This is a genomic window from Bacteroides sp. AF39-16AC, assembly GCF_003602735.1.
GTDB classification, from domain to species: domain Bacteria; phylum Bacteroidota; class Bacteroidia; order Bacteroidales; family Bacteroidaceae; genus Bacteroides; species Bacteroides uniformis.
Genome location: NZ_QTLN01000018.1, coordinates 31855 through 54113 on the forward strand (window position 1 = coordinate 31855; position 22259 = coordinate 54113).

At 42.3% G+C, this 22259-nt stretch carries 20 protein-coding genes and 3 pseudogenes; 20 read left to right on the forward strand and 3 right to left on the reverse strand.

Annotation, left to right across the window (positions count from 1 at the left end; translation table 11 throughout):
- The first annotated feature begins 10 nt into the window (after positions 1-10).
- The 19 genes and pseudogenes from DW039_RS14465 to DW039_RS14555 form a co-directional block, all read left to right on the forward strand.
- Positions 11-844: a TolC family protein gene (locus tag DW039_RS14465; RefSeq protein WP_016273899.1), complete on the forward strand. Its 834-nt coding sequence runs from the start codon at positions 11-13 to the stop codon at positions 842-844.
- A 6-nt stretch (positions 845-850) separates the two neighbouring features.
- On the forward strand, positions 851-3019 hold the full coding sequence (locus DW039_RS14470) for a hypothetical protein (RefSeq protein WP_117952020.1): 2169 nt from the start codon (positions 851-853) through the stop codon (positions 3017-3019).
- A gap of 28 nt (positions 3020-3047) precedes the next feature.
- Positions 3048-4523: an O-antigen ligase gene (locus DW039_RS14475; RefSeq protein WP_016273902.1), complete on the forward strand. Its 1476-nt coding sequence runs from the start codon at positions 3048-3050 to the stop codon at positions 4521-4523.
- 29 nt (positions 4524-4552) lie between these two features.
- On the forward strand, positions 4553-5749 hold the full coding sequence (locus tag DW039_RS14480; protein WP_016273903.1) for a glycosyltransferase family 2 protein: 1197 nt from the start codon (positions 4553-4555) through the stop codon (positions 5747-5749).
- A complete protein-coding gene (locus DW039_RS14485) occupies positions 5746-6870 on the forward strand; it encodes a glycosyltransferase family 1 protein (RefSeq protein WP_016273904.1) in 1125 nt (374 codons plus the stop codon). Before DW039_RS14480 ends, DW039_RS14485 begins: the two co-directional genes overlap by 4 nt.
- Positions 6871-6888: 18 nt before the next feature.
- Positions 6889-8097, forward strand: a complete 1209-nt coding sequence (locus DW039_RS14490; protein WP_016273905.1) for a glycosyltransferase — start codon at positions 6889-6891, stop codon at positions 8095-8097.
- 297 nt (positions 8098-8394) lie between these two features.
- Positions 8395-8481 carry a hypothetical protein gene (locus DW039_RS21305; protein ID WP_229094616.1) on the forward strand — a complete coding sequence of 29 codons (87 nt, stop codon included), beginning with the start codon at positions 8395-8397 and terminating at the stop codon, positions 8479-8481.
- A 178-nt stretch (positions 8482-8659) separates the two neighbouring features.
- The gene (locus DW039_RS21310; protein WP_225982679.1) at positions 8660-8797 is read left to right on the forward strand and encodes a hypothetical protein; all 138 of its coding nucleotides are present in this window, start codon (positions 8660-8662) and stop codon (positions 8795-8797) included.
- A 345-nt stretch (positions 8798-9142) separates the two neighbouring features.
- Positions 9143-10084, forward strand: a complete 942-nt coding sequence (locus DW039_RS14510; protein ID WP_016273907.1) for a DUF4373 domain-containing protein — start codon at positions 9143-9145, stop codon at positions 10082-10084.
- A gap of 257 nt (positions 10085-10341) precedes the next feature.
- Positions 10342-12156, forward strand: a complete 1815-nt coding sequence (locus tag DW039_RS14515; RefSeq protein ID WP_016273908.1) for a bifunctional DNA primase/helicase — start codon at positions 10342-10344, stop codon at positions 12154-12156.
- 127 nt (positions 12157-12283) lie between these two features.
- Positions 12284-12532, forward strand: coding sequence for a DUF4248 domain-containing protein (locus tag DW039_RS14520; protein WP_016273909.1), 249 nt, complete (start codon positions 12284-12286; stop codon positions 12530-12532).
- A gap of 93 nt (positions 12533-12625) precedes the next feature.
- A pseudogene (locus DW039_RS21505) lies at positions 12626-12670 on the forward strand (hypothetical protein); the annotation flags it as partial.
- Between the two features lie 29 nt (positions 12671-12699).
- Positions 12700-12915 (forward strand): annotated as a pseudogene (locus DW039_RS14530) (helix-turn-helix domain-containing protein); the annotation flags it as partial.
- Positions 12916-13290: 375 nt separating this feature from the next.
- Positions 13291-13806: an HU family DNA-binding protein gene (locus DW039_RS14535; RefSeq protein WP_016273910.1), complete on the forward strand. Its 516-nt coding sequence runs from the start codon at positions 13291-13293 to the stop codon at positions 13804-13806.
- A 40-nt stretch (positions 13807-13846) separates the two neighbouring features.
- Complete coding sequence (locus DW039_RS20960; protein ID WP_016273911.1) at positions 13847-13960, forward strand: smalltalk protein; 114 nt, start codon at positions 13847-13849, stop codon at positions 13958-13960.
- Positions 13961-13993: 33 nt separating this feature from the next.
- Positions 13994-14437 (forward strand): N-acetylmuramoyl-L-alanine amidase, encoded by a 444-nt coding sequence (locus DW039_RS14540; protein ID WP_005827473.1) that lies wholly within the window; start codon positions 13994-13996, stop codon positions 14435-14437.
- 80 nt (positions 14438-14517) lie between these two features.
- Positions 14518-15762 carry an AAA family ATPase gene (locus tag DW039_RS14545; RefSeq protein ID WP_016273912.1) on the forward strand — a complete coding sequence of 415 codons (1245 nt, stop codon included), beginning with the start codon at positions 14518-14520 and terminating at the stop codon, positions 15760-15762.
- Positions 15752-16117 carry a hypothetical protein gene (locus DW039_RS14550; protein WP_117969080.1) on the forward strand — a complete coding sequence of 122 codons (366 nt, stop codon included), beginning with the start codon at positions 15752-15754 and terminating at the stop codon, positions 16115-16117. Before DW039_RS14545 ends, DW039_RS14550 begins: the two co-directional genes overlap by 11 nt.
- Before the next feature lie 201 nt (positions 16118-16318).
- A pseudogene (locus tag DW039_RS14555) lies at positions 16319-17430 on the forward strand (AAA family ATPase); the annotation flags it as partial.
- Positions 17431-17526: 96 nt separating this feature from the next.
- On the opposite strand, the gene DW039_RS14560 reads toward DW039_RS14555, so the two are convergent.
- From DW039_RS14560 to DW039_RS14570, 3 genes are read right to left on the reverse strand one after another with little or no spacing between them, the layout of a single operon-like run.
- Positions 17527-18405 carry a glycosyltransferase family 2 protein gene (locus DW039_RS14560; RefSeq protein ID WP_035458057.1) on the reverse strand — a complete coding sequence of 293 codons (879 nt, stop codon included), beginning with the start codon at positions 18403-18405 and terminating at the stop codon, positions 17527-17529.
- Positions 18406-18415: 10 nt separating this feature from the next.
- Positions 18416-19465 carry a glycosyltransferase family 2 protein gene (locus tag DW039_RS14565; protein ID WP_016273917.1) on the reverse strand — a complete coding sequence of 350 codons (1050 nt, stop codon included), beginning with the start codon at positions 19463-19465 and terminating at the stop codon, positions 18416-18418.
- Positions 19466-19483: 18 nt separating this feature from the next.
- A complete protein-coding gene (locus DW039_RS14570; protein ID WP_061412365.1) occupies positions 19484-20632 on the reverse strand; it encodes a glycosyltransferase family 4 protein in 1149 nt (382 codons plus the stop codon).
- Between the two features lie 95 nt (positions 20633-20727).
- Between DW039_RS14570 and DW039_RS14575 the strand changes: the two genes are divergently transcribed.
- A complete protein-coding gene (locus DW039_RS14575) occupies positions 20728-22257 on the forward strand; it encodes a lipopolysaccharide biosynthesis protein (protein WP_061412363.1) in 1530 nt (509 codons plus the stop codon).
- The last annotated feature ends 2 nt before the right edge of the window (positions 22258-22259 follow it).

Here is a 22259-nt window from a genome sequence, read left to right on the forward strand (position 1 = left end):
ATATTAGAAAATGGCAATAAAACATATCACTTTCATAGTTTGTAATGCTATCCTTTTAGGATTGCTCATCGTCCCATTGTCTGCATCAGCACAAGAAATGACACGTGAAGAGCGAATCAAAGCACTTGAAAAATTAAAAATGGAAGACAAGTTATGGGAAGAAAATACAATAGGAAAACTATCTGCCGATATGCCATTAGAACTTCAAACCTTTGAGCTACCCCCACTTTCTGTTTTTCTGGACGCAGTAACAGAAAATGCGACTGTGAAACGGGCACAATCAGAAGTTGAACAAGTGAAAAATGAATATCGTTTACAAAAACGTGATTGGTGGAATTATTTTAAACTAAACGGTAATTATTCATACGGAAAATACAATGTGCTAAGCAACGCTAGTGACGAGTATACCCCAATGTATCAAACTACAATGTCGAATGCACAACATAGTTTTAGTGTAGGCGCAAGTGTAGGTATTAGTTTTGGAGATTTAATAAACCGCCAGCTTAAACTCAAAAAATATAAATACGATATTGAACAGCTGCAATATACTCAAGAAGAAGTAATGGAAGAAAGGAGATTAAGGGTATTAGAAGCATATAATGCGGTTACAGAACAAATGTCAACAATTAAGGCAAAAGCAGAAACTGCTGCCTTATATAATGCCCAAACTAAAATATTAGAAAATGATTTCATACAAGGAAAAATTGAAATTAGTACATTGTCCATAGAACGTGCACGAAGAACCGGAGCCGTTACAAGCTATGAGCAAGCACGTGTTACCCTGCATAATTCAGTTATTTTATTGGAAATGCTCACTAATATAAAAATTATCAAAGAAAAATAAATCGTGATGAAAGATACCTCTTTATTTATATCACAATTTCTATACCGTATTCGCTATTGGCTTTTATGGGGAACTTTATTTGTAACTGGCCTAGTAATCTATTTCACCCAGTTTCTGCCTTACAGTTACACAGTAGAAGGTAGTTTATTTGCCGGAGTTACAACAGCGACTTCCATTACTGGGAGCAGCGTAAATTACTCAGCTGTTACAAGTACCTTCGATAACCTCATCAACCTTGCGCAATCCCGTGGTACATTGGAAAAGGTTTCTATCCGTTTATTAGCGAATGCACTGACATATGGTGAAGAGTGGAAAGACAATCATTATATCCAGGCTAAGCACTATCGCCAATTACTGAGCATGACTCCCAAAGAAGTATTGGTTTTAGTTGATAGGAAAGATGTCAATAAGACGGCAGACGCACTTGCTAATTATCGAAAGGAATACGGTGATAATTTCGTATACTCCATGTTCAATCGCCCTATACCATTTTATAGTGCTTCAGCTTTAGAAACCGTAATTGTAAAACGTAAAGGTGCCAGTGATGTTCTTCAGCTTATTTATACATCTGCTGACCCGGGTATCACTCAGCAAACCATAATCATTCTTATAGATGAACTGAAAAAAGCATATGAAATTCTCCGTTTTAAAGCGACAAATGATGTTATCGCTTATTTTGAAGAACAAGTCCGTTTAGCAAAAATAGAATTAAACAAGCAAGAAGATGATTTGATGCAATATTGTGTCCAAGAACGGGTCATTAATTACGGACAAGAAAGTGAAGCTTTATCACATACCCGCTATGCTGTTGACGACCGTTTGGAAGAGGCTCGCCGCAATTATGCTGCAGCTTCAGCCTTAAGAAAAATGTTGGATGAAAAGATGGACATCCGTGCAACTATCATTCGTAATAACACCAATTTACTCAAAGAGTTAGAAAAAGTCAGTAGCTTAAACCAAAATATTATGGAACAAGAAATTTTCATATCAGATAAAGCTAGAGACACTAATAAAGAACTTAAAAAGAATAAGGAAGATTTACGTAAAGCAGAAGACAAGATTACCCATATCAGCGATAATCTGAATGAACTTAATTTTTCAAAAGAGGGTGTTGGACTCAAAGACATGGTTTCTGAATGGTTGACCGCATTAGTAAGTGAAGCCAAGGCTAAAGCAGAATTGGATGTTTTAAAAGAACGCCAACAAGATATTTTTGATCAATACAGTCAAATGTCACCAGTAGGTACACAAATCACCAGAAAACAGCGTGCAATTGGCATCGCAGAAGATAACTATCGTACTCAGTTGGGAGGTTTGGCAAATGCCAATCTACGTCTCAAAGACATTGAAATGAATACCAGCAATCTGCAAAACATAGCAGACCCGTCCTACCCCCTCACAGACAATGGACGTAAACGTATTCTTTATATCTTAATTGCTTTTGTTGGAAGTATAGTATTCATAATCACATATTTCCTATTGATTGAATTGCTAGACCGTACACTACGCGATGCAACTCGTAGTAGACGCTTGACCAAGTTGCCTGTAATTGCAGCATTCAATGGCACTAGTAACTTAAAATTCCGTGGCTTTTTGAAAGCGTGTAATCGTTTAGCAGCTGCTTACAGTTGTCGTCAATTAAATAATTATTTACAAAAAGACGCCCCCACTGTTATCAATTTACTCAGTATGGAAGCAAGAGAAGGCAAAAGTTTCCTATCCAAATATTTTGCTGAATATTGGGAAACTGAAGGTTTACGGGTACGTATCGTAACACATCATATTGATTTTGAACCGGACACCCAGCAATATGTCAATGCACAGCAACTTTCAGATTTCTGGGCCCTCAATGAAGCAGAAGAAACACCTAATATTATATTAGTAGAATACCCCGCTGTAAATACTGCCAGTATTCCTCTTCCCGTACTTCAAAAAGCAGATGTTAATTTATTGATTGCCAATGCATGTCGTTTGTGGCGTAACAGTGACAGCGTTACTCTAGCGCATATCATGGAAGGAATGGGAAATGTCCCCATATTCCTATACCTGAATAATGCTGAACGGGAGGTCGTAGAGTCATTTACCGGAGAACTGCCTCCTCAAACTCCCGTACATTCACTATTCAGTCAATTAGCACAATTAGGCCTTACGTCCAAAAAGGCTGCTGTGAAATAGCTATTTATAAAAAGTAATAAAGTTCATAATGGCACATACGACTCAACAGATACGGAACATATCTCCCAAAGTAATAACTTTCTTGTTATTAGCTTTTGGACTAATGTTCATGGTATATGCACTTATTTTTCAAAAGATTTTACTATTTGCCATTATAGTAGGTCTGCCATTGGGAGTTATCATTCTTACTTATAGTATACAAAGGCCTAGAATGAGCTATTTGTTATATGGTGCCTATACTTTCTACCTGACAGCCATCATGCGTTATAGCCGACAAGATGGACTAAGCGTCATATCTGACGGATTGCTCATATACATGACTATCTCCATTTTATTTTATTATGTAAAAAACAAAAATGACATTCGTCTTTCTAATGCTATTAATTTTTTCACTGTTACTTATATAGCATGGTTTCTGTATATTTTAATCCAATTCATTAATCCGGCAAGTGATAGCACTAGTTATATCGCAGGCATTCGAGGCTGGCTATTATCAACTCCTATACTTTATTTTGTCTCCTGCATTTTACTAGACAATCCTAAAACTCTAAAACGCAGTCTGATTATTATCGGGATATTTACTATAACAGCTTTTCTGAAATTATTATATCAAAAGTACCGATGGTTTGATGCTGCTGAAACAGAATGGCTGATGGGAGGTAGTTGGTATACCCATATTTTATCCTCCGGAATCCGCTATTTTTCCATTTATAGCGACGCTGGTAATTTCGGCTCTAACATGGGAATGATTTCGATTGTTTATGGAATCATTGCATTTCATACTTCCGAAAAATGGCTACGTATATTCTTTTCTTGTATTGCACTTATGGGAATAGTAGGAATGATTATGTCCGGTACCCGAGGTGCAATGATTGTTCCTCTAGGAGGACTGGCACTTTACTGCCTAATCTGCAAGAACATAAAAATAATGGTAATTTCAGCTTTGGCTGTTATCATGCTATATGCATTCTTCGCATTTACTGAAATTGGTGATGGTAATGCGCTAATACGGCGTATGAGAACTGCTTTTAGACCTCAAGAGGACACTTCATTCAATGTCCGTATAGAGAATCAAAAGCTTATTGCCGAATATATGCGAACACATCCTTGGGGAGCTGGACTGGGAAAAGGGGTAGCCCGGGTTAATGTAAACAGTGACGGAGTTGTGGAAGATACGATTCCACCTGATGCGTTTTATGTGGATATTTGGATACAAACCGGTACTATAGGACTTCTTATTTATATCAGCATGTGTATAGCCATTATAATATATTCTTGTTATATTATAATGTTTCGCGTCCGTAATCCAGGGCTTCGAAATATACTAACAGCTTTTATATGTGGTGTATTCGGAATATGGCTCAATGGGTATGTAGGACGTGGAATGGGTATGACTCCTTCATTCTTTATGGTTGCTGCTTCATTGGCCTTTATTATGAACGGTCCTTATATAGACAGATTGTTAAGAGAATCTAAAAGTGAAATATTGAATACCAAACATTAATTTTATTAAGAAATAAAATAAAATAAAAAATGAACGAATTCTTTTCCATATTCAATCCTGACTGGTGGGCAGACGAGAACAACAATGCGTTACAAATGACAGATGCTATTTTATATCTGCTCTTTTTAATCCCAGTAGCCTACCTCTTCATTTACGCAATTGCGTCATTGATGAAATACAAGAATCCTTACCCTGAAGCCAAGAAACAACATAAATTCTTGGTGCTCTTCAGCGTACTCCGTAACGGAAAGGAAGTTATAGAATCCATCAATTATTTCCTTGATACACAAATATACCCACGAGAGAAATATGATATAGCAGTAGCTGCTACCCAACTTACGGAGGAAGATTTAACAACTCTGTTGCAAATGCCAGTCAGCATTGTAGTCCCAGATAAAGAGCATTGTACAAAAGTATATGCCATTCAGCAGGTTATGGAACGATATTCTCCTCATGAGTATGATATGATAGTCGTTTTCAACTCTGATAATCGCGTTGTCCCCAATGCATTGCATTTGTTGAATAATGCCTACTACTCCGGCTGTGATTCCATACAAGCACACCGCATGACGGAAAACTTAACAACTAGTACAGCTGTTTTAGCAGCCGCCGGCGAAGAAATCAACAACAATATTTTCCGTAAAGGACATACTAAACTAGGTTTTTCGTCTGCATTACTTGGTTCCGGAATGGCTTTTGATTTCGAAATGTTTCACCGCATCAGCCCGACACTGGAGGGCTCTGACCTTGCCAAAGCTGTAGAAATAAAGCTGCTGGAAGAGAATATATACACTGAATATATGCAGGAAATCATCTGCTATAGTAAAAAGCAGGACAGCGCCCAAGGATATAGCCGAGAACGTCAACGCTGGCTCTCTGCACAATATAATAGTACTTTCTTGGCACTGAGACGTCTGCCATTGGCGTTTCTTCAAGGAAAGTGGGATTATTGCAACAAACTATTCCAGTGGTTGTTACCATCACGTTTTTTACTCATTGCCTGCATCACCATTGCGGCAGTAATCTTCACCATACTTGATTGGACCTTATCCTTCAAATGGTACATACTACTTTTACTCATCATAATTACGTTCTTAATGGCTTTACCGGAAGGTGAAATAAACAAGCGTTTCAAACACGCTGTATGGGCATTGCCTATACTGATTTTCGCTTCCATTTTCAGCCATTTCGGACGTATTTTCAAAAGTACAAAAAAGAATAAATGAAAATAGCAATCGAGGCCCAACGTATCTTCCGCCGCGACAAACACGGAATGGATTTTGTCGTTCTTGAAGTCTTAAGGGAACTTCAGAAACGGAAAGATGGCAATGAGTACTATGTACTTGTTGCTCCCGGTGAAGATTGCTGCCTCAAAGAATCAGACAATCTCCACATCATCGAACTGCGTTGCCCCACCTATCCCCTATGGGAACAGATTGCATTACCACGAGCTGTACGCCACTTAAAAGTAGATATATTGCATTGTACCTCAAATACGGCTCCATTGTGGTGCCCCATACCGCTGGTACTTACATTGCATGATATTATTTACTTGGAACCACGCCAACACCGAAATCCCTCGCTATATCAAGAAATGGGATGGCATTACCGACGATTGGTTGTTCCGCGTATCTTAAAGAAATGCAAGAAAATCATCACTGTTTCACATTTTGAATGTACACGCATCCGCGAAGCACTGCACCTGCCTAATAGACAGATAACCGCTGTCTATAATGGATATAATACACATTTCCGTAAGAATGAAACAATTGACGAGAATATCATTCAAAAGTATATCCCACAGGAAGGTTTTCTGTTCTTTTTAGGGAACACAGACCCCAAAAAAAACGCGGCACGCACGCTGAAGGCCTATTCACTTTACCTGAAAGCATCTGTAATAAAACGCCCGTTACTCATTGCGGACTTAAAAGAGGAACATATTGACGCACTCCTCCAGCAAGAAGGTATAACAGATATAAAAGTACATTTATTCTATCCGGGATATATTGACAACCGTGATTTGGTAACCCTCTATAGTGCAGCTTTTGCTTTCCTTTATCCTTCTTTAAGGGAAAGTTTCGGCATTCCAATGCTGGAAGCAATGGCTTGCGGTACTCCCGTAATAACCAGCAATACCTCTGCAATGCCGGAAGTGGCCGGAGCTGACGCCATCCTTGTCAATCCGCAAATGCCGTCAGAAATTGCAGACGCCATCCTGCAATTAGAAAAGAACAATGATTTCTATCGGCAACAATCTGCTTACGGACTAGAACGTGTAAAACAATTCTCTTGGAAAAGCACAGCTGAAGAATATGTGAAGATTTACAATGAAATCCATACACCATAAACCCACACCTCTAAAACTATGGCAGACTTCATCATCACCAGCCTCCAATCCTGGGACATCGAGATAGGAAGCACCATCAAGAACACCGCATCCGAGATAGCAAAGAAGCACCGTGTACTCTATGTCAATCCTCCCATGGATATTGCCACAAGGTTACGCATTGCAGCAGGAAAAGGGCCTCTATCTCCTACAGGCCATCGACAGCTGGAAGTCATCCAAAGCAAATCGGCTCCATTGCGGCAAATCAATGAAAATCTATGGGTATTGGACTGCCCCTTCATCATACACTCCGTAGGACAACTTCCTACATGGCTATTCAACTGTCTCAATCGCCGGAATTGCAAAAAGATTGGCAACTGGATAGTACAACAAGCCGATGTTCTTGGTTTCAAAGACTATACGCATTTGATTGATACCGACCTTTTCCGAAGCCTGCATCTCAAAGAATATATCTGCCCGGCAATCAGCATTTATTATCGGCGCGACTATGTTATCGGCTTTCCCTATTGGCGCAAGCACGGACCACGTTGCGAAGAAATGCTTGTACGTCAGTCAGATATCGTACTGGCAAATTCCAGTTACTTTGCAGAACAGCTCCGACCTCTGAACCGGCACACATATGTATTGAATACCGGTGTCAATCTTGAACTATACGATGCTACCCGGCATTGGGACAAACCGACGGATATGCAAAACATCCCCTCGCCAATAGTCGGCTATACGGGAGCTATCATCGAAAGCCGCCTGGACAGTGAACTGCTATACAATATCGCAAGGCAGTTGCCCGGCTACAGTTTTGTTTTCGTCGGACCTGAAGACAAGCATTTCCAAAAGCACCTGCTACACAATTTAAAGAATGTATTCTTCACAGGACGTAAGGAAGTGGAAGAACTGCCGAAATATATACAGCACTTTGACATCTGCATCAATCCACAGATACTCAATTCTATAACAGATGGTAATTACCCACTGAAAATAGATGAATACCTTGCCATGGGAAAACCTATAGTAGCTACCAGCACACATACCATGCGTAGCATCTTTGCCGGACACACTCATTTAGCTGTTTCAACAGAAGAATGGATAATAGCACTGAAAGCAGCAGCAAACGAAGCAGGCAACCCAAAACTGGAGAATGCCCGCATTGCCTTTGCGCATACACACAGTTGGGGACATAGTGTACAGACAATTTACAATGCCATTACCAGATATGTGACAAAAAAATAAGGTAACTATATACCACTTTGCACCAAATAGTAAATTGAAAGTTTAATGGAATTACATTTATTCATGTTTCAAACTTTTGTATATTTGCCATACGTTCAATAAGAAAGATGCAAAAATAGAATAGTAAAGTCTGGATTTTAAATGGAAATAGATTATGAAAGATGAAATTTCCGAAAGCAACAAAATTCATTTCGCTGTTATGGCTCTTGGGGCCAGCTCTCGAAAGATGAATATCTCACCCATGGAGATGTACGGGTAGACTTATTCAAACGCCTTGTTTTAGACTGCTATGACGTGATGCATACACAAAGTTTAAAACATGTTTCCGAGGATTTAGTTGAAGCTTTGTCAAATTGGGAAAAACAACACAAATTCAACAGATAAGTTTTTTCTACATTTGCCATATTGCAAATATACGAAATCTATCGGGCGAAATTCGTATCTTTGTCGCGTTTTTCTTAAAAAAGTATTATGAGTAAAAAAAGTAACCTTTACCCTCCGTAGCGGAGACAAGGACGCAGTAAACATCGAAAAGGATACTGCACACAGTAGAAATCCATTATTGGATCAGTTGGAAATCATTGCAGAGGCCATTGACTATTTGCTGAAAGGAAAATCGTCTTTCTCCCAAAGCGAACTGCGCAGTCTGGCCCACATACGGCAGATGACACGCATGCACAAAACAAAGTCCGGAGAGTAATAACTACTGTGAGTCAAATGTTTACGGACGTAACAAGTAGAAGGATGCCTAAAGAGAGAGCTCCACCGGCTACCTTCTGTAAAAAAAACACATATTTCTCCATTGTATGCCTAAGCACCCGAAAAGAGGCTGTAACACACGCAGGACAGCTTCTGGGGTCGGTGAGACGCCGCTAAACCCTACAAAAGTCCATTTGCAGGCTTGTTCTGTTATACGTAACTTTGCCGCATATTTTAAAAGATACGACCGCCGAGCAGTCTCTCCTTACACGTCACTATGAAGCCCTTCTATCCTTTCAGAATATAAGATAACTATCAGGAAATAGAAAACTAATACACGAAGAAAATGATTTGGTTCAAACACCCCAACGATTTGCCTAATGACAAAAGACTGGCCGCACTCATCGATAATGAAGGATGCAGGGGCTATGGCATGTATCTACGCATCATCGAGATGCTCTGTGCACAGCCCGACAGGAAACTCAGTTTCAATCAGCTGAATATTATTTCAAGAAAAGGATTCTCCAGAAAATACATGGAGAAAATCATCTGGGAATACCAACTTTTCACCATCCACGAAGAAGAATTCGAATCCGCCATCGACTTCAACCATACGGAAAAAGGAAATCATTTGCAAAATGATTTGAAAACTCCGGAGAAAAACGAGGAAGCAAAAAACGCACATAACCAACTGAAAAACAGAAAAGATAGCAAGAAAACCGAATCCGCGCGCGTAAGAGAAGAACAGAATAGAGAAGAACAGACGAAAAGAAAAGACGACGATGTCGTCCCAAAGAACGGCGGCAACGGCGGCATCACTCCCTACCAGAGCTGGAGGAAGCAAGTGGATGGCTTGTCGAAAAATCAACTGTTCCGTGAAATGGTCTGCATGAGAAGCGGCTACAGTGTCCTGCTGAACAAGCATTTTGATACGGCACTGGAAGAATTCAAGAAACACATCGTACTCCTCGGAAAAGAGGAGAGGATGAACAGCCAGGAAGAAGTGCGAAGCTACTTCACGTTCTACACCCAAGCCGGCCAGCGCACCTCGCAGGAGCTGCATATGCTGTTGCAGGGCCTCGAAAAGCAGCAGTCCGCCGCCGCACCTCCCGACCCCTACCGCTACGAGCAGCTTGTGGACGGACGGCGCACCTACCTGGGCTGCCCCATCCCCGACGGAGCGCCACCCCGACCGGACAATACCGCCTTCTGGAACGAAACGGCCCGTTCGTGGACTTCGCAAACCCCACCGCCTTCATCGAAAAAGCCGAAGCAGAAACCCGGCTGAAACGCCACACTCCGGCATCCGGAATGCCACACTTCAACGTTCCGAATGCCACACCTCAGCACCCCGAATGCCACACCTCAGCATGTCCCAAGTGTGGCATTTCCCCCCGTGAAGTGTGGCATTTCCCCCCGCGAAGTGTGGCATTGGAAGGGGTGAAACCATTCATGTATAATCATTTTTCAGACAAAAGAACAAAAAGACAAAACAAGAAAACAAACAGGTTCTTTTGTTCTTCTGTCAAACAAACTAAAATCATTATGAGAAATTTCCATCAACACGGTATCGACACCCGTGGCCGCATCAGCGGCCGAATCAAGACCATCTGTCCGCAATGCAACGACACCCGCGGACACAAAGGCAACAAATCACTCTCCGTAGATCTGGACAAAGGCTTGTGCTACTGCCACCACTGCGGCTACAAGTTCTACGTGCCCGACGACGCCGAAGAGCGCCTGAAGCAGCAACGCCGCGACATGCGCCGAAAACCCGCCGCACCGCCCCAGCACTTCCGCCGCCCCGCCTTCGACCCTGCCCGGATGCAACTTTCCGAGAATCTGGAACGCTACTGGACCACCGTACGCTGCCTGCCTCAGGAACTGCTGCGCGCCCTGCGCATCACCGAAGAAACGGTGCGCCTGCCCGAAACCGGCCAAGAAGAGAACTGCATCTGCTTCAACTACTTCGAGAACGGGACACTCGTCAACACCAAGTACCGCAGCGCCCGGAAGCACTTCATGATGGTGAAGGGAGCCGAGCTCATCCCCTACAACGTAGACAGCATCCTGGACACCCCGGAGTGTATCATCACCGAAGGCGAGTTCGACGCGGCAGCCGTCATCGCTGCCGGACGCAAGGACGTCGTCTCCGTGCCCGCCGGCGCCCAGAGCAACCTCACGTGGCTGGACCGCTTCGTCGAGTCGCACTTCGAAGACAAGCAGGCCATCTACATCGCCGTAGACGAGGACCCTGCCGGGCAGTCGCTCCGGCAGGAACTCACGCGTCGCCTCGGAGTGGAACGCTGCCGCATCGTGCACTTCGGCGAGGGCTGCAAGGATGCCAACGAACACCTGGTGAAATTCGGTGTCGAAAGCCTCCGCATCTGCATCGAGCAGGCCGAAGAAGTCCCCCTCGAAGGCATCTTCACCGCCGAAGACTGCCGCGACGACCTGCGCTCCCTCTACGAGAACGGCCTGCAACGCGGTGCCGACACCGGTTGGGACAACTTCGACGAGCACTGCACCCTCGAACCTCGCCGCCTGCTGGTCATCACCGGACGCCCCGGCGACGGCAAGTCCGAATTCACCGACGAACTGGTGCTGCGCCTCTGCCTGCGGCACGAGTGGAAAATCGCCTTCTTCAGCCCCGAAAACATGCCCATCGCCTACCACCTGCACAAGCTGGCGGAGAAGCTGACCGGCCACCGCTTCACCCCCGGACCGGGCATGACGGAAGCCGTCTACGAGCAGGCGGTGGGCTGGCTGGACCGCAACGTGTCGCACATCTTGCCCGACGACGGGAGCTACGGCATCGACCACATCCTGGAGAAAGCCCGCCAGGTGGTGCGCCGCAAAGGGGTGCGCATCCTCATCATCGACCCCATGAACCGCCTGGAGCAACATCTGGAACCGGGGCAGACGGAAATGGCCTACATCACCGACACCCTGAACAAGCTGGGACGTTTCGCCATCCTCAACCAGTGCCTCGTCATCCTCGTGGCCCATCCCCGCAAGGTGAACCGCAACGAAAAGGACGGCACCCTGCGCCGTGTCGAGATGAACGACATCAACGGCTCTGCCAACTTCGCCAACATGTCCGACTTCTGTCTCGTGGTAGACCGCAACGACACCAAGCAGATGGTCACCGTCTACATCGAGAAAGTCCGCTTCAAGCATCTGGGCAGCGCACACACCGATGCCAAGTTCGTCTACAACCACCTGAACGGCCGCTACTGGCCCTGCGAGGAAGCCTATATCCCCACCCCCGAAGGGGACAGACCGGGACCGGTGAACACGCAGTTCGACAACGAAAATTGGTTGAAAAATAGTGAGGAACAAGGTAGGTTATTCGAGTAAAAATCCGTATCTTTACAAGGCAGGAAGAAGATGCAGTCTCCCCCTTATAGCCTTGTCAACTTGTTCACTGAAAGCAGGTCAAAGACATGCGAAACTTAAAAAACATATAACCTGAACTTTAAGAATAATGATGAAACAGAATGATTCTTTTGCAGAGCCCCGTTTCCCCGTCCGCAGCTACGGGAAAGGCGAACTGGCCATGTACTACCTTCCGGGCATTGCCCAGCAGACTGCCGTCAACCAGCTGAACGAATGGATACGCACCGCCCCCGGTCTGGAACAACGCTTGCTTGCCACGGGCATGAACCCCTATTGCCGACGGTACACGCCCGCACAAGTACAGCTGATGATTGATGTTTTCGGGGAGCCTTCTTAAAAGGAAAGGAAGGAAAGGGGAAGGATTAGGGATTAAGGGTTAGTGATTAATGATTAATGAACACAAGCTCATCCCTAATCCTTAATCCTTAATATTGTTGTACTTTTTAACGCATTCAAAAAGAAGACACAGAAAACACCTGACAGTGAAATTAAAAAGGCTTTAAAATTAAAGAAGGGACTCCCGAACGTGAAAAAAACCGCGAAAAAGCATGGGAAGAGTACAATGCCCAAATCCTATTGGATGCCCGTAAAAATGCAAGGCTTACACAAGCGGAACTTGCCAAACGTATAGGAGCCGACAAAGGTTATATTTCAAGAATAGAAAGAGGACTTACAGTTCCTACGGTTTCCACCCTGTATCGAATTGCAGCAGCCATGGGACAGTGGAATTACGGCCTATGTAAAATCAAGCCGGACTCTCCGGACTGCCCGAAAAAACCTTGTCATGCTCTCTTTCAGGGCGCGGAATTACGCGGAATAACACGGATTTTTCTTTATCTTTTCCGCGTAATCCGCGAAATCCGTGCCTAAAATCATAACATAACGTAAGCGATGACCGCACATCCCTAACCCCTAATCCTTAATCCCCAATAACCTCCCTTATCCTCCCCCCTCCTCCTCCTTCCTCCCCCAACCTCCATCCTTCCCTGCCCCATGTCCTATCTTTGTATCAACGAAACGGAGCAGAGGCCATCGCCGCGGAGACACCGCTGTCCACTTCGGAAATGAACAATTCTAAATTTAAAATTAATCAACATGTCAACAGCATTGGTAGTGCGCACACAGCGCCACAAGAAAATCGGGGACAGTAACTCCCCTATGGTCCACACCCTGAAACGCAAGCCCCAAGATGCCAAAATCTTCGACCTTGCCCGTATAGCACAAGACATTGAAGCGCTGGGCGCCATGTCGGCCGAAGACGTGGAACACGTAGGCAAGGCCATCGTACGGCAGATGCGCCAGACGCTTACGGACGGCAACAGTGTCCGTCTGGACGGTTTCGGCATCTTCCACACCACCTTCAAGTGCCGTGCCACCGAAGTGGCCAAAGACTGTACCGTAAAGAACATTGAGCGCGTCAACATCCGCTTCAAGGTGGCCAACACCCTCCGACTGGTGAACGACGCCAACGCCACCACCAAAGGCGGAGCCAACAACCTCGTCTTTGAGCTTGTATCCGAAGACAAGAACAGCTCCGGAGGCGGTTCCGGCGACAACACCCCCGGTAGTGGAGGTTCGGACGGAGACCAGGGGGAGAATCCGTTGGGATAAAAAAGAGGGAGTAAGAATTAGGGATTAAGGATTAAACATCATGAGTACAAAATCATCAGCCTGGGACAAAATTCTGAAAGTAATCATTGCTGTAGCTTCGGCACTTTTGGGCGCATTCAGCGCACACGCCATGAACAGTGGTGGTTCCCTTTAGCGAACAGCCCCCAAAGGCATACAGTAGAAAAAAATGAGAAAAATCGACTTGATTGTGATACATTGCAGCGCCACGTGCGAGGACCGTCCCTTTACCGGTCAGGCCCTGGAAGCCGCGCACCGCCGACGTGGATTTGACGGCACCGGCTATCATTTCTACATCCGCCGTGACGGACAAATCTTGACTACACGCCCGGTCGAGAGGGCCGGCGCCCACGCACGCGGCTACAATGCCCACAGTATAGGAATCGCCTACGAAGGCGGATTGGACCACTACGGGAATCCCAAAGACACGCGCACCGAATGGCAACGCCACTCACTCCGCGTACTGGTACGCGCGCTGCTGATGGACTATCCGGAAGCAAAAGTGGCGGGACATCGCGACCTCAGCCCCGACCTGAACAACAACGGAGAGGTGGAACCGATGGAATGGACGAAACAATGCCCGTGTTTTGAAGTAAAAAAAGAGAAGTGGTAACCAAGAAAAGAGAGGGTATACACCCTCTCTTTTAATAAAATATAGTATCTTTACTATCAAATGTGTTTCATACCTAATATATGACAAAAATAAGAATAAAGAATTTCGGCCCCATCAAGCAAGGCTGTCCGGATGATGACGGTTGGATAGACATAAAGAAAGTTTCTGTATTCATCGGGAATCAAGGAAGCGGTAAAAGTTGTGTCGCCAAATTGATTTCCACTTTCACTTGGATAGAGAAAGCATTGGTCAGAGGCGATTATGCAATAAGTGACTTTTCTGCAGTAAAGTTCAGAAAGACCTATTGCGGATACCACCGTATAGCAAATTACTTTTTTAACAATGCCCACAGCGATGCTGCCGAAATAGAATATGAAGGTGAGGCTTATTCAATGAAATATCAGAAAGGTGACTTTCAGATATCCGAAAAGCAGTCCCGGAAGTATTTCCTGCCACAGATAATGTACGTGCCTGCCGAGAGAAATTTTATCAGTATCATAAAAGAAGCCAAGTCGTTCAAGTCTTTGCCGGATTCGCTGCTGGAATATATTACAGAGTTCAATAATGCTAAGGATGAAATCAAGGATGGCCTGTCTCTGCCGATTAATGATGCAGAAATAAAATATGACAAGCAGCATGACGTGATAAATGTGACCGGAAGCGATTATCAGGTGGAACTGTCGGAAGCATCGAGTGGATTCCAGTCACTGGTTCCTCTCTATCTGGTTTCCTACTATCTGGCCAATGCTGTAAGAAGACAGGTTGAGAATCCGCAAAAAATGAGCCATAATGAATCCCAACGCTTTAATGATGCCGTCAAATCCATTTGGGCTGATACGACTCTGACCGACGAGCAGAGAAGGATTGCTCTGTCGGCAGTATCTTCACAGTTCAATAAAACGGCTTTTATCAATATCGTTGAAGAGCCGGAACAAAATCTGTTTCCGGTTTCACAGCGGAATATGTTGTATAGCTTATTGGAGTTCAATAATTATTCGGCAGAAAACAAGCTGGTTATAACCACCCACAGCCCGTACATCATAAATGATTTGTCATTGGCTGTCAAGGCTAAACAAGTTGACACAACGATGGGAGTTGCCGGAACAGAAAGCGATTTGAAGGAATTGGACAGAATCGTCCCGATAAAATCTCTTTTATCTCCGGATGACCTGGTAATATACGAGATAAATAATCGGGGAACTGTATCCAAATTGGCAGATTACTGTGGACTTCCTTCTGATGAGAACTATCTGAATGAACTTCTGGCAGAAAGCGGCTATTTGTTTACGGAACTATTGCAACTTGAAGATAAATATGGAAAATAACGGAAGAAGTGTTTCCAATAAAGAGCTATTCGGGCTATGTGATGATACTCCACCGGCGAGGAATCCCGCTTATATTGACGAGGCAGATAAATCCAAATGGATAGGAATTGTCGATAATCCTAATTCAAAACCAATAGGTTTCTATGGAATAGACCATTGCTTGGTCTTGAAAACCGGGAAAGAGGAAGAAACCCAACAGGTGTGTGACGGGTTGCTCCATTATGACGATGAGCTGATTTTTGTAGAATTGAAGGACAGACAATATAGAGGTTGGGTAAAGACAGGCTGTGAACAACTGGCTGCAACCGTAGAACATATAAGTAGAACCTCTTCATTCAAGATTTTTGTTCCGTAAAGGCCTATATATGTAATAGGCAACGGCCATTTTTCAGTGCAAATTATAACTGCCATATACAGGATTTCAAAAACAGAACAGGACTGGAATTGAAGATTATGAGAAAAATCGCCCTATAAGGACAAAAGCTTTACCACCTCATTTTTTATTCATACATTTGTTTTAATTAAGCAAAATGCCCATCAAACAAAATTCAGCCGTATGAAGTACCCTATTGGGATACAGAGTTTTGAGAAAATCCGTCTTGGTGAGTACACCTATGTAGACAAAACTGCATTGATTCACCAATTGGTCAATACAAGTAACTACTACTTCTTGAGCCGCCCACGGAGATTCGGAAAGAGTCTGCTCATCAGCACACTGCAAGCCTACTTCAACGGGCAGCAGGAACTGTTCAAGGGACTGGAAATGGAACGGCTTGAAAAAGAATGGACGAAATATCCGGTACTGCATTTGGATTTGAACACAAGCAAATACGATGAAAAGAACAGCCTTATCAATGTATTGAACGATACCCTCTGCCAATGGGAAAACATCTACGGAACCGTCTCCAGCGAAGTCAACCCCGAACTGCGCTTCAAGGGAATCATCCGCCGCGCCTACGAGCAGACCGGCCAGCGCGTGGTCATCCTCGTAGAAGAATACGACAAACCCATGCTCCAGGCCATTGGTGACGAAGAACTGCAAAACGAATACCGCAACACGCTCAAAGCCTTCTACTCCGTAATGAAGACGCAGGACCGATATATCCGCTTCGGATTTCTGACGGGAGTGACAAAATTCGGAAAAGTCAGCGTGTTCAACGACCTGAACAACCTGATAGACCTCTCTATGGACCGACAGTTCCAGACCCTCTGCGGCATGACGGACAAGGAGATACATACCTATTTTGAGGAACCGCTACACCGGATAGCCGAAAATTACGACATCACCTACGACGAAGCCTGCCGGCGATTGAAAGAACGGTACGACGGCTACCGTTTCCGCCAGAACGGAACCAACCTGTATAATCCCTTCAGCCTGCTGAATACGTTCCGCTCCCTGGAGTTCGGCAGCTACTGGTTTGAGACCCCACCTACCTTGTGAAACTGCTGAAGGAAGACAACTTCTGCCTGCCCGACCTGACGAGCGAAGGGGTGACTGCAGAGACACTGACATACGTGGAGTCGTTCAAGGATAATCCCATTGCCGTTATTTACCAAAGTGGCTACCTCACGATAAAGGAATATGATGAAGAATTCAACATCTATCGGCTGGGATTCCCCAACAAAGAAGTGGCCGAAGGATTCATCAAATACTTGATTCCCTACTATATGCCCTACCGTTTGCAATAGGTAGTACCGCATGGGGATGAACCTCTCGTTGGAGAAAAAGAGTATAGTCGAGGGAAGATTGAATAAAAATGAACTCTATTTTTTTTTCAAGCACAAAAATAAACCAGAAAGAATTCCTGTACAACCAGCTTTTGCCAAATCTAATCTTTTCTTTATTAAATATAAAAAAGCTCTTTTAGGTACTACTAAAAATAATTGATACCCACAAGCCAAATATTTATCAATGCCCTGACAATTACGCCAAGCATAAATTAGCCGTGAACGGGTCAAATAGTATTCACGAAATGGGGTTTCTTTAGGAATACTCATACTTTCTTTATGGTATACAACTGAAGTAGGTTCGTAAAATAACTTATAACCGACTTCACGCATACGGCGACTCCAATCAAACTCCTCATAAAAGAGAAAATAGACCTCGGTCATCGTCCCAACCTCCTCTATCACTTCACGACGTACCATCATGGCTCCTCCATGTAATACCTCAGTTTCATGCGGAAACATAAAATCCCCACGACGGGAAGGATCAAAGCTCTCCGTTGTATGCTTTAATGTTATGGGCGTCATTTCACAATATCCATAATATTGGATTATATCTGGCTTATATAAGAATACAATACAAGGTGACACCCCTGCAAATGATTTATTTTTCAAGCGATTAACCATATTCTCCAATATTGGTGTTTTTATCACCATATCATTATTTAAGAAGAAAATATAGTCACCTTTTGCGTACTGATATCCTAAATTATTGCCTCCGGCAAAGCCTAAATTCTTATCACTGCTAACAACTATTGCATCTGGACATGTTGCTTTTATCAATTTCACATCATCACCTTTTGATGCATTATCCACAACAATTATTTCGTAAGGATACTCCTCAAATTGATTTAAAGATGCTATCAGCTCGCAAGTATCTTTCCATCCATTATAATTGATTGTTATAATTGATACCATAATCTTCTGTCTAAAAGTGAAACCAACGATGCAATATACTTCGCAAATCAACTCTTACTATACTTTTTACCAATCCTTTTTTCACCATCATCGGCAAAGCATAAAAAGTTAGTAATGGCAATAGTTTATATGTGTTTTTGCTCATAAAATTCCAATGTCTGGGCGATAAAAAACGAATTTCCAAGAAGCTTTGTAGAAAATATTCCTTTTCACTTTCTGCTATTTTAGATGATGCACACACTCTATAAAGATGATAAAGACTCATTTTCAATAAATCCACCAGAGCTCCTGGATAAAAAGGCTGTTCTGCCAATGAATATATATAATCAGCTTTTAACCTCTGAGTTCCCAAATACTGTTCTCCAAGAAATGTCGTATATCCATCTTGTTCTTTGACACTTGTTACAGATAAAGGATTGTATGTAAAAAATAGAGTACAATCAGATATTAGACGACAAGAACGTGCTCTTATAATAACCTGATATGTAAACCAAGGGTCATCAATCAAGTAATGGGGTACACAACATATTTTATTTTTACGTAAAAAATCAGTCCGATAGAGCTTATTCCAAGTTGCGACAAATATATTTTTTCCTTGCCCATAACGATATTGAGCAACAGCATAATCTCCTTCTTCAACTAAAACATCGTCATATTGACATCCACCCGGATATATATTCCCTTGTACATCTTTACGGACAAATGATGCTGCTACAAAATCAACTGGGTGTTCCACCATTTTCCGATAAAGTATCTCAATGCAATCAGGTATAATCACATCATCACAGTCCATTGTAAAAAGATATTTCCCCGTAGCATACGTAACAATGGCATTACGCGCAGCACCAGTCCCTTGATTATGTTTTTGATCTATAATACGTACAGCATTTCTTCTGGGATGCTCTGCTATTATCCGACGAACAATATCCATACTATTACCTTTATCATCTACAAAAATAAATTCAATATTCGGATACGTCTGATTAAGAGCAGACAGCAATGTCCGTTCCACAAGATTTGCAGCATTATATATGGGAATCCCCAATGTTACTTTATCCATACAAAATATCTACTCTTTTTATATTGTGAGTTCTTCAAATAATTGTACCCATCTCGGAACAATCCTTTCAATATCGTATCTATGAACATTTACAGAGGCTTGGTATCCCATAGTTTTACGAATTTCCTCATTTTCAATTACATAAGATATTTTACAGGCTAGTTCCTTGATATTTTGAGGCTCTACTAAAAAACCATCCACTCCATCAACTATAATTTCTTTTGGTCCACACGGACAAGCAAATGACACAACTGGCAATCCATATGCCATAGCTTCTACAATGACAAGCCCCCACCCTTCGAAACGAGAACTTAAAACAAACAATGAACTTGTTTTAAAACATTCGCCTATCTGCAAAGTATGATGTTCTAAAAAGCATGAGTCTTCTAATCCTAAAGAAATCAGCTGTTTCTGCAAATTTTCTCTCAATATCCCCTCTCCATATATATGCATTGTCCAGTCCTTATGCGTATTAGCCACCTCCTTCCAAGCTTTCAACAGCAAATCGAACCCTTTTTGATGCTCATACCTTCCCACCGCAATCACCCGTTTATTCTCGCATCGTGATACCCCATCAGGAATGATAGTTAGTGGATTAGGAATAACCGCCAAATTATGCAGTTCCGTCCAAGCTTTTTCATCTTCATGAGTCAACAGAATAAACTTATCAAGCTTACTTAATGAAGCGATAATATTTTCCCGGTATCTACGTTTTAACCACATCGGCAGGAATTTCGACAAATGTGGATTCATCGAATCCATATAACGGCTCTTATCAACATGATTTTCTGCAATCTTCACACTTCCATCAGTCATACTTGCAATGAATCCGACTTCCCTACGAGTCATAATCACCGTAATATCCGGTTTAATCTTATTCAGACATCTATTCAAACGTTTCTTATGTAGGTAACGTTTATGGAAGAACTCCCAAACACGTCTACAAGGAGAAAAATAATCATCATAGTTAATATTCAACTGATGTACTTTGACAGAAGGATGTAAAGTGAAAAAAGGAGGATATTTCCCTCCATCAGTTGTGACAATATGTATCTCATAGCCCAATTTTTCAGCAAAATAATTTGCTTTGACTGTGAGAACACGCTCCCCACCCCCTGAAACATGAAGTGCAGGATTACAATATACTATTTTTAATATCCTATCCATTGAATCTTATTCAGAGCAAAGATAAAAAAAGTTGTTCATCTTTCTACATACAAACCATTTTATTGTTATTTTTGCTCAATAATACAAGAAAAGATATGCCACATGAATCACGCGTAAAGAAATCATTGCTTAATGCTCGGGTTAATATGATATTCTATTTTCTAAATCTTGCACTATCCTTCTTCTCCAGAAAAATTTTTTTAGATACACTTGGTGCTGATTTTATGGGATTAACCGGTACTCTACTTAATCTTTTAGGATTTCTGAATCTCGCAGAACTGGGCATCGGCATGGCTATAGGATATGTATTATACAAACCCTTATATCAACATGATGAAAATAAAATCAATGAAATAATTTCTGTCTTCGGATACATCTACCGTTGGATTGGACTAAGTATATTAGGAGCTGGATGCCTACTTGCATGTTTTTTGCCATTAATATTTTCAAATACAGAGTTTCAACTATCAGTTATCTATTTTGCCTATTTTTCATATTTAACAACTTCACTTATCGGATATTTTGCTAATTACAAACAAACTTTATTAGGCGCCGACCAAAGAAATTATGTAGTGACTGCATACTATCAAAGTGCTGTATTGCTAAAAACCCTAATACAAATGACTCTAACTTACTATACAGGAAATTACTATCTTTGGATTAGCATGGAGTTAATATTAGGCATAACTTATACTTTTATTCTAAACTGGAGAATAAAAAAAACATACCCATGGCTCCATAGCGAAGTCAAACAAGGAAAATCACTACTCAAAAAATATCCTGAAATCATCAAATACACCAAACAGTTATTCATACATAAGATAGCATGTTTTGTACAATTTCAAACAACCCCTTTCCTCATATATGCATTTGTATCACTGAAAACTGTAGCCTATTATAATAACTATACACTCATTATTGATAAGATAGCCCAACTCATCAATAATCTGCTCAGTAGTACCAGCGCCGGAGTAGGCAACCTTATTGCTGAAGGAAATACCAAACACATTCAAATCGTTTTCTGGGAGCTCTTAAGTTTTCGTTTTCTTATTGCCGGCACAATTTCTTTCTGCCTATATCAACTGACAGAAGCTTTTATTTCACTATGGTTAGGAGCTGAATATATTATGCCTAATCATATTCTATTCTTGATTATTTTCAACTCATTCGTTGGATATACAAGAGGAGCAACTGACCAATTTTTACAAGGATACGGTTTATTTCATGACATATGGGCACCTATTGCAGAGGTCGTAATTAATTTGACTGTAGCAATTATTGGGGGGTATTTATGGGGACTCCCAGGAATATTGATGGGAAATATCACAAGCCTTATCTTAATTGTAGGTATTTGGAAACCTTACTTCCTTTATAGTAAAGGATTTAAAATTTCAGTTATCCATTACTGGGTGAGATATATAAAATATATGATATTAATTATATTACCAGCAATAGTTTGTATATATTTATGGCCAGCACAAGATTTTTCACCTGAAGTTTCTTTCAACAATTGGATTCTATATGCAACTATTTCATGCATAACTTACCTTTTGTTCGCTGTTATACTGTTCTTCTTATTTACACGAAGTATACGTACATTTATTAGACGGATATTACATAAATAACT